Origin of the sequence: Tepidiforma bonchosmolovskayae (assembly GCF_008838325.1) — a bacterium.
GTDB lineage: Bacteria > Chloroflexota > Dehalococcoidia > Tepidiformales > Tepidiformaceae > Tepidiforma > Tepidiforma bonchosmolovskayae.
In genome coordinates this window covers 474,986-489,466 of sequence record NZ_CP042829.1, presented here as the reverse complement: position 1 = coordinate 489,466, position 14,481 = coordinate 474,986, and the positions used below count along the sequence as shown (strand labels likewise).

8 protein-coding genes and 1 pseudogene are annotated in these 14,481 nt (G+C 65.8%); 7 read left to right on the top strand and 2 right to left on the bottom strand.

Annotated elements, in window-relative coordinates; all coding sequences use genetic code 11:
* The first annotated feature begins 10 nt into the window (after positions 1-10).
* From Tbon_RS02500 to Tbon_RS14490, 5 genes and pseudogenes are all read left to right on the top strand, one after another.
* Entirely contained in the window at positions 11-2,488 is a 2,478-nt protein-coding gene (locus Tbon_RS02500) for an ATP-dependent Clp protease ATP-binding subunit (RefSeq protein ID WP_158066145.1), read from the top strand.
* Positions 2,489-2,666: 178 nt separating this feature from the next.
* Positions 2,667-3,329, top strand: coding sequence for a hypothetical protein (locus tag Tbon_RS02495; RefSeq protein ID WP_158066144.1), 663 nt, complete (start codon positions 2,667-2,669; stop codon positions 3,327-3,329).
* 1 nt (position 3,330) lies between these two features.
* Positions 3,331-4,020: a hypothetical protein gene (locus Tbon_RS02490; protein WP_133117538.1), complete on the top strand. Its 690-nt coding sequence runs from the start codon at positions 3,331-3,333 to the stop codon at positions 4,018-4,020.
* A complete protein-coding gene (locus Tbon_RS02485) occupies positions 4,020-4,448 on the top strand; it encodes a hypothetical protein (protein ID WP_098503549.1) in 429 nt (142 codons plus the stop codon). Before Tbon_RS02490 ends, Tbon_RS02485 begins: the two co-directional genes overlap by 1 nt.
* Positions 4,449-4,597: 149 nt before the next feature.
* Positions 4,598-4,816: pseudogene (locus tag Tbon_RS14490) on the top strand (hexameric tyrosine-coordinated heme protein); the annotation flags it as partial.
* Positions 4,817-4,835: 19 nt separating this feature from the next.
* Here Tbon_RS14490 and Tbon_RS14055 read toward each other — a convergent pair.
* Together Tbon_RS14055 and Tbon_RS02475 are read right to left on the bottom strand one after the other, a co-directional pair.
* Positions 4,836-5,021 carry a hypothetical protein gene (locus tag Tbon_RS14055; RefSeq protein WP_225734771.1) on the bottom strand — a complete coding sequence of 62 codons (186 nt, stop codon included), beginning with the start codon at positions 5,019-5,021 and terminating at the stop codon, positions 4,836-4,838.
* Positions 5,022-5,038: 17 nt separating this feature from the next.
* Complete coding sequence (locus Tbon_RS02475) at positions 5,039-5,737, bottom strand: aminoglycoside phosphotransferase family protein (protein WP_225734681.1); 699 nt, start codon at positions 5,735-5,737, stop codon at positions 5,039-5,041.
* Positions 5,738-6,162: 425 nt separating this feature from the next.
* On the opposite strand from Tbon_RS02475, the gene rpoB reads away from it, so the two are divergent.
* Together rpoB and rpoC are read left to right on the top strand one after the other, a co-directional pair.
* Positions 6,163-10,044 carry a DNA-directed RNA polymerase subunit beta gene (gene rpoB / locus Tbon_RS02470; RefSeq protein ID WP_158066143.1) on the top strand — a complete coding sequence of 1,294 codons (3,882 nt, stop codon included), beginning with the start codon at positions 6,163-6,165 and terminating at the stop codon, positions 10,042-10,044.
* Entirely contained in the window at positions 10,028-14,467 is a 4,440-nt protein-coding gene (gene rpoC / locus Tbon_RS02465) for a DNA-directed RNA polymerase subunit beta' (protein ID WP_225734680.1), read from the top strand. Before rpoB ends, rpoC begins: the two co-directional genes overlap by 17 nt.
* The last annotated feature ends 14 nt before the right edge of the window (positions 14,468-14,481 follow it).

The following is a 14,481-nucleotide window of genomic DNA, read 5'->3' as shown; positions in this document are numbered from 1 at the left end:
GAGTACACCTATGGCCGATCGGTTTGACAAATTCACAGAACGGGCGCGGCGCGTCCTGACGCTCGCCCAGGAAGAAGCCCACCGCTTCAACCACAACTACATCGGCACCGAACACATCCTCCTGGGACTCGTCCGCGAAGGTGACGGCGTCGCAGCTAAGGTCCTCGCCAACCTCGGCGTCGAGCTCAACAAGGTCCGCTCGGCCGTCGAATTCATCATCGGCCGCGGCGACCGCACCGTCCTCGGCGAAATCGGGCTCACCCCGCGCGCCAAGAAGGTCATCGAGCTCGCCGTCGATGAGGCGCGCCGCCTCAACCACAGCTACATCGGTACCGAGCACCTGCTCCTCGGCCTCGTCCGCGAGGGCGAAGGCATCGCCGCCGGCGTCCTCGAAAGCCTCGGCGTCAACCTCGAGCGCGTGCGCGCCGAAACGACCCGCATCCTCAGCCAGAGCGCGCCCCAGGCCGCGACCTCCGGCGCAGGTGCCCGCCAGGCGAGCCGCACCCCCACCGTCGACCAGCTCGGCATCGACCTGACTGCCGCCGCCCGCAACGGCCAGCTCGACCCCGTGATCGGCCGCTCCAACGAGCTGGAGCGCGTCGTCCAGATTCTCTCCCGCCGGACCAAGAACAACCCGGTGCTCATCGGCGAGCCGGGCGTCGGGAAGACCGCCATCGCCGAGCTGCTCGCCCAGCGGATTGTCTCCGGCGATGTCCCCGAGACGCTCCAGAACAAGCGCCTCCTCACCCTCGACATCGGCTCCCTCGTCGCCGGCACCAAGTACCGCGGCGAATTCGAAGAGCGCCTCAAGAAGGTCATCGAGGAGATCAAGGCCGCCGGCAACTGCATCCTCTTCATTGATGAGCTCCACATGCTCGTCGGGGCCGGCGCCGCCGAAGGCGCCGTCGATGCCGCCAACATCCTCAAGCCGTCACTCGCACGCGGCGAGCTCCAGTGCATCGGCGCCACCACCCTTGACGAGTACCGGAAGCACATCGAGCGCGACGCCGCCCTCGAGCGCCGCTTCCAGCCGGTCATGGTCGAAGAGCCGACCGTCGAAGAAGCTATCGAAATTCTCAAGGGCATCCGCCCGCGCTACGAAGAGCACCACAAGCTCAAGATCAGCGACGCTGCCCTCGTGGCCGCCGCCGAGCTCTCGGCCCGCTACGTCAGCGACCGCTACCTGCCCGATAAGGCGATCGACCTCATCGATGAGGCCGCCAGCCGCGTCCGCATCCGCCGCGCGGCCACCCCGCCTTCCCTTAAGGAAGCGATGAAGGGCCTCGAAAGCCTCCGCCGCGAAAAGGAACAGGCGATCGCCGCCCAGCAGTACGAATACGCCGCTGAGCTCCGCGACCGCGAGGTCAAGCTCCAGGACAAAATCCGCGAGATGGGCGAGTGGGAGGAGGGCGAGGCCGGTATCGCGACCCCCGTCGTCACCGAAGAGGACGTCGCCGAGGTCGTCTCGATGTGGACCGGCATCCCCGTCGCCCGCATCGCCAGCGAAGAAAGCGCACGCCTCCTCCGCATGGAGGAAGCCCTCCGCAGCCGCGTCATCGGCCAGGACGAAGCGATCGAAACCATCGCCCGCGCCGTCCGCCGGGCCCGCGCCGGCCTCAAGGACCCGCGCCGCCCAATCGGCGTCTTCCTCTTCTGCGGGCCCACTGGCGTCGGCAAGACGGAGCTCGCCCGCGCCCTCGCCGAGTTCATGTTCGGCTCGCAGGACAACATGATTAAGCTCGACATGAGCGAGTTCAGCGAGAAGCACACCGTCTCGCGGCTCGTCGGCGCGCCCCCCGGCTACGTCGGCTACGACGACGGCGGCCAGCTCACGGACACCGTCCGCCGCAAGAGCTACTGCCTCGTCCTCCTCGACGAAATCGAAAAGGCGCACCCCGAAGTCTTCAACCTGCTCCTCCAGATCTTCGATGAGGGCCGCCTCTCCGATGCCAAGGGCCGGAAGGTCGACTTCCGCAACACCATCATCATCATGACCTCCAACGTCGGGTCCGACCTCATCAAGAAAGACAGCGCCCTTGGCTTCGCCACCACGACCGACGAGGTCAAGACCCACGAAGAGCGCTACCAGCGCATGAAGGAGAAGGTCCTCACCGAGCTGAAGAACGTCTTCAAGCCCGAGTTCCTGAACCGCATCGACAGCACGGTCGTCTTCCGCTCCCTCACCAAGGAAGACATCCGGAAGATCGTCGACAACGAACTCAAGAAGGTCGAGAAGACGCTCAATCAGAAGGGTGTCCGCCTCGAAGTCACCGAGGCCGGCAAAGACTGGCTCGGCGAAAAGGGCTACGACCCGGTCTTCGGCGCCCGGCCGCTCCGCCGCGTCATCCAGGACAACATCGAAGACCGCCTCAGCGAGATGCTCCTCGCCGGCGACTTCGGTACCGGCGACAGGGTCAAGGTCGACCGCAACCCCGATGCGGACGAACTCACCATCGAAACCGTCCGCGAACCCCAGCCCGTCGGCTAACCCCCGGCGGTCAACACACCCAACACGAGGGGCCGGTGCAAACCGGCCCCTCGCTCGTATGTCTGTTTCGCCGCCACGTAAAGGAAGCCCCTTGACAGTTAGTCTTCAATGAGCCAGATTGCCGCCAATTTCATCCTGATGAAGTGGCGTTATGCGGGTAACATCATTGCTTGCTGTCGTGACATTGGCGATCGCGTTCTCAGTCATGCTTACCGCGCTGGCTGCGGCGGACGGCCCCCGCGGCTGGTCTGACGAGGTGCCGGGCCCGGAGCGCGGGCCGTCGGGACAGACCGGACAACTGACCTGGCTAGAGAATCCGGCGAGGCCGTACGCGGGAGGGGCAGAACAGGTCGGGCCGTATCGGCTGCTGCCTCCGGGCACTCTCTACATTGAGCGGACCTATCCTGGTGACACCGGCGCGCGAGACTTTGCGGAGACTTCGTCGCCGGACGTCCTTCGTCGCTCTGCGCTCTATTTCGAGCCGCTCCCAGGGTTTTCCGTTTCAAGCGAGCGAGGAACCGTCCGCGACGGGCAGGTCATCGGGATTGATTCCTACTGGAAAAATGATGCCGGTGATGCGCTCATCGTCTCTTCCGCTGCCGTCCCAGACTGGATGTTGCCGCTCGATGTCTACCTCTATCCCACGGACAGCCCCCTGGAAGTTTTCACCACCACCATCGCTGGCCGACCGGCTATCGTTGAACAACCCTCGGCTGGCCCTGCCCCCAACGTTGGTTACGTTCGCGTATGGCTGGAAGGCCAGGAGATCGTTCTGCGGTCGCCTTCCATGGGTCAAGACAGGCTCATTGACCTGGCTGCCAAGCTTGTCGGAGGTGAGTAGCATGCCCACCAGTCTTTATCCCCGGCTGGCAACGGGCATTGCCCTCATGCTGCTGGCCGTGGCATCGGCGGTCGCGCTCCCCAGCCCTGCTAACGCGGCAAGCGGAGACATTCGTGTGATCGTGGGAATGGCCACAACCGAGGCCACCCTCACGTACCATCCGCACGCTTGCGGAACCGCGTATTGGCACTGTGATGAAGGAAATCACCCGAACAATACCGCGTTAGACCTGACGAACACCACCGGCGCAACCGGGGGCGCAGCAGTCTACTTCCAGTCCTACACCCGGTCAGGCTACGCCTATGGCGTCATTACCAATCACCAATACGGGACCAGTGCCTGTCCCGGGGCGGACGTGGCGCTGTGGGTCCCGTATCCCGATTCCTCTGTCGGGACTTGGATTGGCTACGTGAATTTCGTTCAGGTCAATGTTAGCCAAACTTTCGGCACTGGCTTCTACGTAAGCGGCGGAGGTTGGACTATCCAACCAATCGGTTCAGTCGTGTCGGGCCCGGGAACTGGCAATTGCAACTCCACTGGAAGCCATTTGCACCAGAGCGGCACGCACAATGCGCCCTTCTTGTGGACCAACTGGGCGGTTGATGCCGACGATGATCCCTCGGTTCCGGGCGTGCAGATAAACCCGACGGGTGACTCGTCCCAAAACTGGTTGCACTGGATCACCTACTGATGGCTCATGCCCGCATTCTCGTCCTGATCGCCATCCTGACCGTCGCCGTTCCGGTCCTCGCCGCCTGCGGCGGTGGTGGGAGCCGCGACACCGCGCCAGCACCGCCGTCCGAAACCACTGCCAGCGTCACCCCCGCCGCGTCGCCTTCCTCGAACGGCAGCACCACCACGCTCCCGCCCGGCGTGCAGAGCGGAATCGAAGCCTTCGTTCATGACCAGGGCGGCGTCTACATCGGCGAATGCCCCGGGGAATGGAAGCCGCGCGGCGACACCCCTGAGTGGTGCCACACCCGCGAGTCGGACCAGGGCCAGCGCTTCGAGGTGAACGTCGGCGTGGCCGGGAGCGACTACATCTTCCACCTCGTGTTTGAGAAGGACACGTCCGGAAACTGGCAGCTCATCTCGTCGGAGCAGGCCGGGAACACCTAGGCCAGCCAGTGCTGCTCGTCGCCTACATCCTCGTTCCCCGCGCTCTTCATGCGCTGGAACCGCGACATGCGCTCGGCGCGTCGCCTGTTGCAACCCTCTAGCTGGAATGCCAACAATGGCTCACCAACCATGAAAGAAGGTCGCATGCCCTGCTCGTCCCCGAAAACTCCCTTATCACCCCGGGTCCCGAGTCCGTCCGCGAACTCGCCATCCGCATGGCGCGCCTGACCATCAAGGCGATGTAGCCCGACGACGAGATGCGCTCGGCCCTGCGCTCCGCCTACGCCTGCAACGCCGACTCCCTCACCGCCGCCGGCCACGTCGTCGCCCTTGAGTTCGCGACGATCGCCGCAGCCAACAACTACTGGGGTTACCGCGAAGCCGCGCCTACTCCCCGGTTTCCGCAGCCAACTCGGCGGCCTGTAGCAGGGTGCGGCCGGTGGGCTGGAGGTCGAGGCGGGTGCAGTGGAGAGCCGTCGCGAGGCGCTCGATCGTCGCCCAATCGAGGATCGCCGCTGCGTCCCGGCCAGTGCGGTCAGCAAGCCAGCGCGCCGAAGCCTGCGCTTTGTGCACGGAGTCCTGCCGCATGATCACGCCGAGGTCGTACTCCGCCTCGGCGAACAGGCCGTCAGGGTCGATGAGCTGTACCCGGACTTGCTCGCCAGCGCGTTCCACTCGTGAATATCGCCATGCACGAGCACCGCGCGTCCCGCGTCGTGGGCGGCGATTCGCCGCTCGACGCACGCGATTGCGAAGCTCACCGCCCGCGCCGAGCACGGTTCTCCCAGCTCGGCCCACGTGCTCCGGACGAAGTCGATGAGCCAGCGCCCCTTCTCCGCGCCAGTCGGGAAGGAGGTATCAGGGACCTGTCGCCAGAAGCGCGTCGCCGCGGCGCAAAGCTCTGTGCGGCGCTCCACCGGTGTCAGCGAGCTGGCCCCGAGGGGTTCACCGAGCCGTTCGAGCAGCATGGCGTTTCGTGAGGCATCGGCGCGAAGCAGCAGGGCGGCGCCCTCTCCGCGCGCCAGGCGGAGAGCCGTGATCTCGTGCCCGCCGACCGTGCCGCCCGTCGGCAAGAGCAGCTTCAGTACTGCGGGCGTGCCATCGTCGAGCCTGACCTCCGCGACCAGGGCCTCACTCCCGCCCGGCAACACCCGACCAACCGCCATCCCCCACTCAGCCTCGAGGTGGGCCACCGTTTCGGGTAGCGCTTCGAGCCAATGCACCGCCCCGACCGCCTGAGCATGGCTACGCACCGCCGCCGGGAGATCATCGCCAGTGATTCGAGCCATCGCAGCATTGTCCCCGGACGCACTGCTACGAGCGCAGCCCCCAGCGATGCCCGACTTCCCCCACTGCCCCGGTGCCGGCTGCCCTCAGTACTCAGTGTACTCAGTACCCGGCCTCAGTACCCGGGACTTTCGCCTGCCACTGCCCACAGGTGACATAGCACGCTGGACAGCGAGCGATTTTGACGCCACACGTCTTCGCAGACGTGGCTCCCCGGAGCCTCGGTCCTTGGGAAATTCACGCTTTCGGCCATCAAGTTGGTGGTCGCGTTGTGCGTTCAGCGCGCCCCGGGCGTTGACTCGCCCTTCGGTTCCCCTTACCATTACTTGGGCGCCGCTATGCCCATCGATTTCCCCACCACTTGCCGCTTGTACTGTTCTGTCTCTCTCGTTTCCCCGCACCCAGGTCCTGAAGGAGTTGCCACAGGATGACCACAACGCGCGACGTGGTCCCGGGGGGCACCATTGCCCCGCTCACCGTCAAAACGTACGGCCGCATCCCAGACGTCCTAGAGCTCCCCAACCTCATCCGCATCCAGCTCGATTCCTTCGACTGGTTCCTCCGCGAAGGCCTCCGCGAGCTGTTCGATGAGCTCTCCCCCATCCAGGACTTCACCGGCAGCCGGATGGACCTCATCTTCGGCGACTACGAACTGCGCGCCCCCAAGGCCTCCATGGAAGAGTGCCGGGAGCGCGACATGACCTACGCCGCCCCCCTCTTCGTCGATGTCGAGCTCCGCGTCAAAGAATCCGGCGAAATCAAAGAACAGCGCCTCTTCTTCGGCGACTTCCCCCTCATGACCGACCGGGGCACCTTCATCATCAACGGCGCCGAGCGCGTCGTCGTCTCCCAGCTCGTCCGCTCCCCCGGCGTTTACTACACCATCGAAACCGACCAGGCCACCGGCAAGCGCCTCTGCCACGGCAAGCTCATCCCCGCACGCGGTGCCTGGCTCGAATTCGAAACCTCGAACCGCGACGTCCTCTACGTCAAAGTCGACCGGAAGCGCAAGGTCCCCGTCACCACCTTCATCCGCGCCATCGACGTCCCCGGCCTCGTCCCCGGCGACCGCGACAACCCCCGCTTCGAAAAGTACTGGAAGGCCGTCGATTCCGGTGATGAGCGTGCCCGCGAAGCCGCCCTCCGCGACCTCGAACAGGAGCTCGGCACCGCCGAACGCATCCTCGCCATGTTCGAGGCCGTCGACACGAGCGATATCCGCCAGTATGTCCGCGCTACCCTCGAAAAAGAGCCGCGCGACCCCGGCGTCCAGAACAAGCACGACGCCCTGCTCGATTTCTACCGCAAAATCCGCCCCGGCGACCCGCCCACAACCGACAACGCCCGCAACCTCCTCAAGCAGCTCTTCTTCGACCCCCGCCGCTACGACCTCGGCCGGGTCGGCCGCCACAAGCTCAACAAGCGCCTCGAGCTCGAAGACCCCACCGACCAGCGCTGGCTCCGCCCCTACGACCTCGTCGCCATCATCCGCGAGCAGATCAACATCAACAACGGCCGCGGCCACCACGACGATATCGACCACCTCGGCAACCGCCGCGTCCGCGCAGTCGGCGAACTGATCCAGCAGCAGTTCCGGGTCGGCCTCCTCCGCATGGAGCGCGTTGTCCGCGAACGGATGACCATCACCGACCCCGAAGAGGCAACCCCCAGCGCCCTCATCAACATCCGGCCCGTCGTCGCGGCCATGAAGGAGTTCTTCGGCGGCAGCCAGCTCTCCCAGTTCATGGACCAGACGAACCCGCTCTCCGAGCTCAACCACAAGCGCCGCCTCTCAGCGCTCGGCCCCGGCGGCCTCTCCCGCGACCGGGCCGGCTTCGACGTCCGCGACGTCCACCACAGCCACTACGGCCGCATCTGCCCCATCGAAACCCCCGAAGGCCCGAACATCGGCCTCATCGGGTCCCTCGCGACCTACGCCCGGCTGAATAAGTTCGGCTTCATCGAGACCCCCTACCGCCGCGTCTACCGCGAAATGGTCTCCGATAACCCGAACCTCGTCGGCCGCATCCTCCGCGAAGACGCCCTCGACCGCGACGGCAATGTCATCGCGCCCCGCGGCACGCGCATCGATGCCGCCCTCGCCGAGAAGCTCGCCGCCGCCGGCCGAACGGTGGCGATCCAGCCGTGGGTCTCGAACGAGATCGTCTACCTCACCGCCGACGAAGAGGACAAGTTCAAGGTCGGCCAGGCCAACACCCGCATCGACAACGACGGCCACTTCATCGATGAGCGCGTCGAAATCCGCCTCTTCGAAAAGTTCATGACCGTCCCGCCCATCGAGGTCGACTACATCGACGTCTCCCCCAAGCAGATGGTCTCCGTCGCTTCCGCGCTCATCCCCTTCCTCGAGCACGACGACGCAAACCGCGCGCTCATGGGCGCCAACATGCAGCGGCAGGCCGTCCCCCTCGTCCGTCCCGAGGTGCCGCTCGTCGGCACCGGCATGGAGCGCCGCGCCGCTGTCGACTCCGGCCACGTCATCCTCGCCGATGGCCCCGGCGAAGTCCTCGAAGCCACCGGCACCCACATCAAAATCCGCTACGACGACCCTGCCCTGAATACCGACGACGGCGGTGCCTGCCGCACCTACCGCCTCACCAAGTTCACCCGCTCCAACCAGGGCACCTGCCTCAACCAGCGGCCGATCGTCTTCCGCGGCGAACGCGTCGCCGCCGGCCAGCCCATCATCGATAGCTCCAGCACCCAGGGCGGCGACCTCGCGCTCGGCCAGAACATCCTCTGCGCCTTCATGAGCTGGGAGGGCTACAACTTCGAGGACGCCATCATCCTCTCCGAAAACCTCGTCCGCGAAGACAAGTTCACCTCCATCCACATCGAGAAGCACGAGGTCGAAGCCCGCCAGACCAAGCTCGGCGACGAAGAAATCACCCGCGACATTCCCAACGTCGGCGACGACGCCCTCGCCCAGCTCGACGAAGACGGCATCATCCGCATCGGCGCCGAAGTCCGCGAAGGTGACATCCTCGTGGGCAAGGTCACTCCCAAGGGCGAAACCGAACTCACCGCCGAAGAAAAGCTGCTCCGCGCCATCTTCGGCGAAAAAGCCCGCGAAACGAAGGACACCTCCCTCCGCGTCCCCCACGGCGAGCGCGGCAAGGTCATCGACGTCAAGGTCTTCGACCGCAACAACCACGATGGCCTGCCCGCCGGCGTCAACAAGCTCGTGCGCGTCTCCATCGCCCAGCGCCGCAAAATCTCCGAGGGCGACAAGATGGCCGGCCGCCACGGCAATAAGGGCGTCATCAGCCGCATCCTCCCCCGCGAGGACATGCCCTACCTCGAAGACGGCACCCCGGTCGATATCATCCTCAATCCCATCGGTGTCCCCAGCCGCATGAACATCGGGCAGGTCCTCGAAACCCACCTCGGCTGGGCCGCCAATACCCTCGGGTTCCGCGCGATCAGCCCGGTCTTCGATGGCGCCCGCGACTACGAGATCGATGACGCCCTCGCCCTCGCCTGGATGGCCCACGAGGCCGGCGCCTACTACTACGTCGACCCCCGCGACCGCGGCTTCGACCCCGAACGCCTCAAGGCCTGGATCGCCGAGCAGGGCTACGACCCCGACGCCATTTACACCAGCCCGGAGGACGGGGCACCCGCCCGCGCCTGCCTCGAAATCTGGCTCAACCGCCACCGCAAAGAAACCGGCCAGCCCCCCATCGAGCCCGGCCGCTACTCCCGCGAGGAGCTCGATGAGCTCGCCAAAGAGGTCTACCGCGACACCAACGTGCCGCCGCCCCTCTTCGGCAAGATGCGCCTCTACGACGGCCGCACCGGCGAACCCTTCGACCAGCCGGTCACCGTCGGCTACATCTACATGCTCAAGCTCATCCACCTCGTCGAAGACAAAATCCACGCCCGCAGCACCGGCCCCTACAGCCTCATCACCCAGCAGCCCCTGGGCGGCAAGGCCCAGTTCGGCGGCCAGCGCTTCGGCGAAATGGAGGTCTGGGCCCTCGAAGCCTACGGTGCCGCCCACATCCTCCAGGAGCTCCTCACCGTCAAATCCGACGACGTCGTCGGACGCGTCAAAACCTACGAGGCCATCGTCAAGGGCGAGGACGTCCTCGAACCGGGCGTCCCTGAGTCCTTCAAGGTCCTCGTCAAAGAACTCCAGAGCCTCGGCCTCGCCGTCGAGGTCTCCAACGACGAAGGCAGCTCCGTCTCCTTCATCGACGACTCCGCCAACGACCTGCCCGAGCTCGGCCTCAACCTGACCGGTTTCGAACGCGAGGAGGATTTCTTCAATGCTCGAGGTGAATGACTTCAACCAGGTGCGGATCGCCCTGGCCAGCCCCGAACAGATTCGCTCCTGGAGCTACGGGGAAGTCACCAAGCCGGAAACCATCAACTACCGCACCCTCAAGCCCGAAAAGGACGGCCTCTTCTGCGAGCGCATCTTCGGCCCCACCAAGGACTTCGAGTGCTACTGCGGCAAATACAAGCGCGTCCGCTACAAGGGCATCATCTGCGATAAGTGCGGCGTCGAAGTCGCCCGCGCCAAGGTCCGCCGCGAGCGCATGGGCCACATCGAGCTCGCCAGCCCTGTCAGCCACATCTGGTTCGTCAAGGGAACGCCCTCCAAGCTCGGCCTCCTCCTCGATATCTCTCCCCGCAACCTCGAGCGCGTCCTCTACTTCGCGCAGTACATGATCACCGAGGTCGACGAAGAGGCGAAGAACGCCGAGATCCGCCGCCTCCAGCGCGAACTCGACGAGCTCCTCGCCGAGCGCCTCGCCGACATCCGCCCGAAGCGTGAGCAGCTCGAAGCCCAGCTCGAAGCCGCAAACCGCGAGCTCCAGGCGAAAGTCGCTGAGCGCCAGGCCCAGATCGAGGCCGAACGGAAGGTCTCCCGCGATGCCCTCGAGGCCGCCGTCCTCCGCGCCGTCGAAACCGTCAGCGCCGCAAAAGGCGGCACCCTCGAGGCCCCCATCGAAATTCTCGGAGACGTCATCCTTGAGGCCGGCGTCAAGGTCACCGCAGCCCAGGTCGGCAAAGTCGAACGCGAAGGCCGCAAGAAGCTCGAAGCCTTCGACAAGGAGACCGCGAAGCTCAAGGAGCAGGAATCGCTCCTCGCCGATACCGCCCTCGAAGACGCCAAGCAGGCCCTCTACGACGAACTCCACCCCCTCCAGCAGAAGGAGCGCGCCATCCGCGAAGAGGTCGAGGAACAGTTCAAAGAGCGCCTCCGCGACCTCGAATCCCTCCGCGACCCCGTCCGCGACGACGAAATCGTGCTCCTCACCGAGAACCGCTACCGCGAGCTCTCGGAAATGTTCGGGCACGTCTTCAAGGCCGCCATGGGCGCCGAGGCCGTCCTCCACGTCCTCCAGCGGCTCGACCTCGATGCCCTGCGCGCCAAGCTCAAGCAGGAAATCCTCGTCGCCTCCGGCATGCGCCGGAAGAAGGCTACCAAGCGCCTGAACGTCGTTGAGGCCCTCCGCAACTCGGGCAACCGCCCTGAATGGATGATCTTCCAGGTCCTCCCCGTCCTCCCGCCGGACCTCCGCCCGATGGTCCAGCTCGATGGCGGCCGCTTCGCAACCAGCGACCTCAACGACCTCTACCGGCGCGTGATCAACCGAAACAACCGCCTCAAGCGCCTCCTCGACCTCGGCGCGCCCGAGATCATCATCCGCAACGAAAAGCGGATGCTCCAGGAGGCGGTCGACTCGCTCATCGATAACGGCCGCCGCGGCCGCGCCGTCTCAGGCTCCGGCAACCACAAGCTCAAGAGCCTCTCCGACATGCTCAAGGGCAAGCAGGGCCGCTTCCGCCAGAACCTCCTCGGCAAGCGCGTCGACTACTCCGGCCGCTCCGTCATTGTGGTCGGCCCCGAACTCAAGCTGCACCAGTGCGGCCTCCCCAAGCGCATGGCACTCGAGCTCTTCAAGCCCTTCGTCATGCACTCGCTCGTGGCCAAGGGCCTCGCCCACAACATCAAGAGCGCCAAGCGCATCGTCGAACGCGCCCGCCCCGAGGTCTGGGACGTCCTCGATGAAGTCATCCGCAACCGCCCGGTCCTCCTCAATCGGGCGCCCACGCTTCACCGGCTAGGCATCCAGGCCTTCATGCCCGTCCTCATCGAAGGCTCCGCCATCCAGCTCCATCCGCTCGTGTGCGCCGCCTTTAACGCCGACTTCGACGGCGACCAGATGGCAGTCCACGTCCCGCTCAGCCGCGAAGCCGTCGCCGAGGCCACCCAGGTCCTCATGTCCACCAAAAACCTCCTCTCGCCGGCCAGCGGTGACCCCATCGTCGCGCCCTCGCTCGACATGGTCCTCGGCTGCTACTACATGACCGACATCGACCGGAACGCCCGCGGCGCCTACCGCGAAGAAAACGGCCGCCCTGTCCAGGGCCTCTACGGCTCCTTCGAGGAAGCCCGCCTCGCCTACGACCTGGGCATCATCGACATGCGGGCTCCCATCCGGGTCCGCACCGACCGCGCCGTTATGGGCGACGGCGGCGTCGTCACCGAGCCGCCTGCCCGCCCCGACGGCACCCGCGGCACGCATGTCATCGAAACGTCCGTCGGCCGCATCCTCTTCAACGAGGTCCTGCCCGAGGAACTCCCGTTCCAGAACCAGACCATGGACCGGCCGAACCTCCGCAAGGTCGTCGCCATGTGCTACCGCACCCTCGGCGGCGAACGCACCGGCGAAATCGTCGACCGGATCAAGGCGGTCGGCTTCCATTACGCCACCCTCTCCGGCATCACCATCGCCGTCCACGAAATCCAGGTGCCCAAGAACAAGGCCGAACTCCTCGCTGAGGCTGACCGCAAGGTCGACGCCCTCATGGAGCAGTACCAGATGGGCCTCATCACCGATGAGGAGCGCTACCAGGGCACCGTCGAAATCTGGCAGGAAACGACCGAGAAGATCGAGAAAACCATCAAGGAGCACATGTCGGAGTACGGCTCCCTCAACTACATGGCCTCCTCCGGCACCAAGGGCAATATCACCCAGATCCGCCAGATGGCCGGCATGCGCGGCCTCATGGCCGACCCCAACGGCAAGGTCATCGAACTCCCCATCCGCGGCTCCTTCCGCGAAGGCCTCTCCGTCCTCGAGTACTTCATCTCCACCCACGGCGCCCGCAAGGGTCTCGCCGATACCGCCCTCCGCACCGCCGACTCCGGCTACCTCACCCGCCGCCTCATCGACGTCGCACAGGACGTCATCATCCTTGAGGAAGACTGCGGCACCTCGGCCGGCCTCTGGATTGAAGCCGACGGCCGCGACGACCTCGAACCCCTCCGCGCCCGCATCGTCGGCCGCTACGCCGCCATCGACATCGTCGACGAGGCTACCGGCGAAGTCCTCTGCCGCCGCAACGAGGAGATCACCGAGGCCGTCGCCGATGAGATCGACCGCCGCGGCATCCGCCGCGTCTTCGTCCGCACGCCCATGTCGTGCGAGGCCGAGCGCGGCCTCTGCCAGCTCTGCTACGGCCGCGACCTCGCCCGCGGCGAGCTGGTCAAGCTCCGGACCGCCGTCGGCATCATCGCTGCCCAGTCCATCGGCGAGCCTGGCACCCAGCTCACCATGCGCACCTTTCACACCGGCGGTGTCGCATCCCAGACCGACATCACCAGCGGTCTCCCCCGCGTCGAAGAGCTCTTCGAAGCCCGGGCGCCGAAGGGCGAGGCGATCATCAGCGAAATCGACGGCGTCGTTGATGTCGTCGTCGAGAACGACCGCCGCATCGTCCGCGTGACCAACGTCGACACCCTCGTCGAGGAGTACGACATCCCCGCGAAGGCCGAACTCCTGGTCCAGGACGGCGAACGGATCGTCGCCGGCGCGACCCTCGCCCAGGCCCCCGCCCCGAAGAACGCTGACCTTCCCGCCCAGCCCATCATCTCCCGCATCGGCGGCACCGTCCGCGTCGTCGGCAAAAACAAGGTCCAGGTCGTCTACGAAGACCGCGAAGAGCGCGAGTACCCGATCCCGGCCGCTGCCCGCCTCCTCGTCGAAGACGGCCAAATGGTCTACGCCGGCGACCAGCTCACCGAAGGCGCCAAGAACCCGCAGCACATCCTCCACATCCAGGGCCGCGATGCCGTCCGCAAGTACATGGTCGAGGAAGTGCAGAAGGTCTATAAGTCCCAGGGCGTCAACATCAACGATAAGCACATCGAGGTCATCACCCGGCAGATGCTCCGCCGCGTCAAGGTCGACCACCCCGGCGACACCGGCCTCCTCCCCGGCGACCTCGTCGACCGCCGCAAGTTCGACGAGATCAACAACCAGATCATCGCCGAAGGCGGCGAACCCGCGACCGCGACCCCCGTCCTCCTCGGCGTCACCAAGGCCTCCCTCAATACCGATAGCTGGCTCGCGGCCGCCTCCTTCCAGGAAACCACCCGCGTCCTCACCAACGCCGCCATCGAAGGCGCAGTCGACCGGCTCCAGGGCCTGAAGGAGAACGTCATCATCGGCAAGCTCATCCCGGCCCGCGCCGAGATCGTCGTGCCGAAGCGCGAAACCTTCGGCGACCTCGACGTCCCCGAGGCCCTCCTCCTCGAAGAGGAGTACGAGCTCGAGCGCCGCCTCGCCGAGCGTGAAGCCGGCTCCCGCCAGCGCCGCTCCGCCGTCGGGCTCCTCGAGGACGAGGACGACTTCGGCGACGACGATGACGACATGCTCATCGGCGCCGACTCCGACGAAGACGAGGAGTAAGTCCGGTCCCGTCC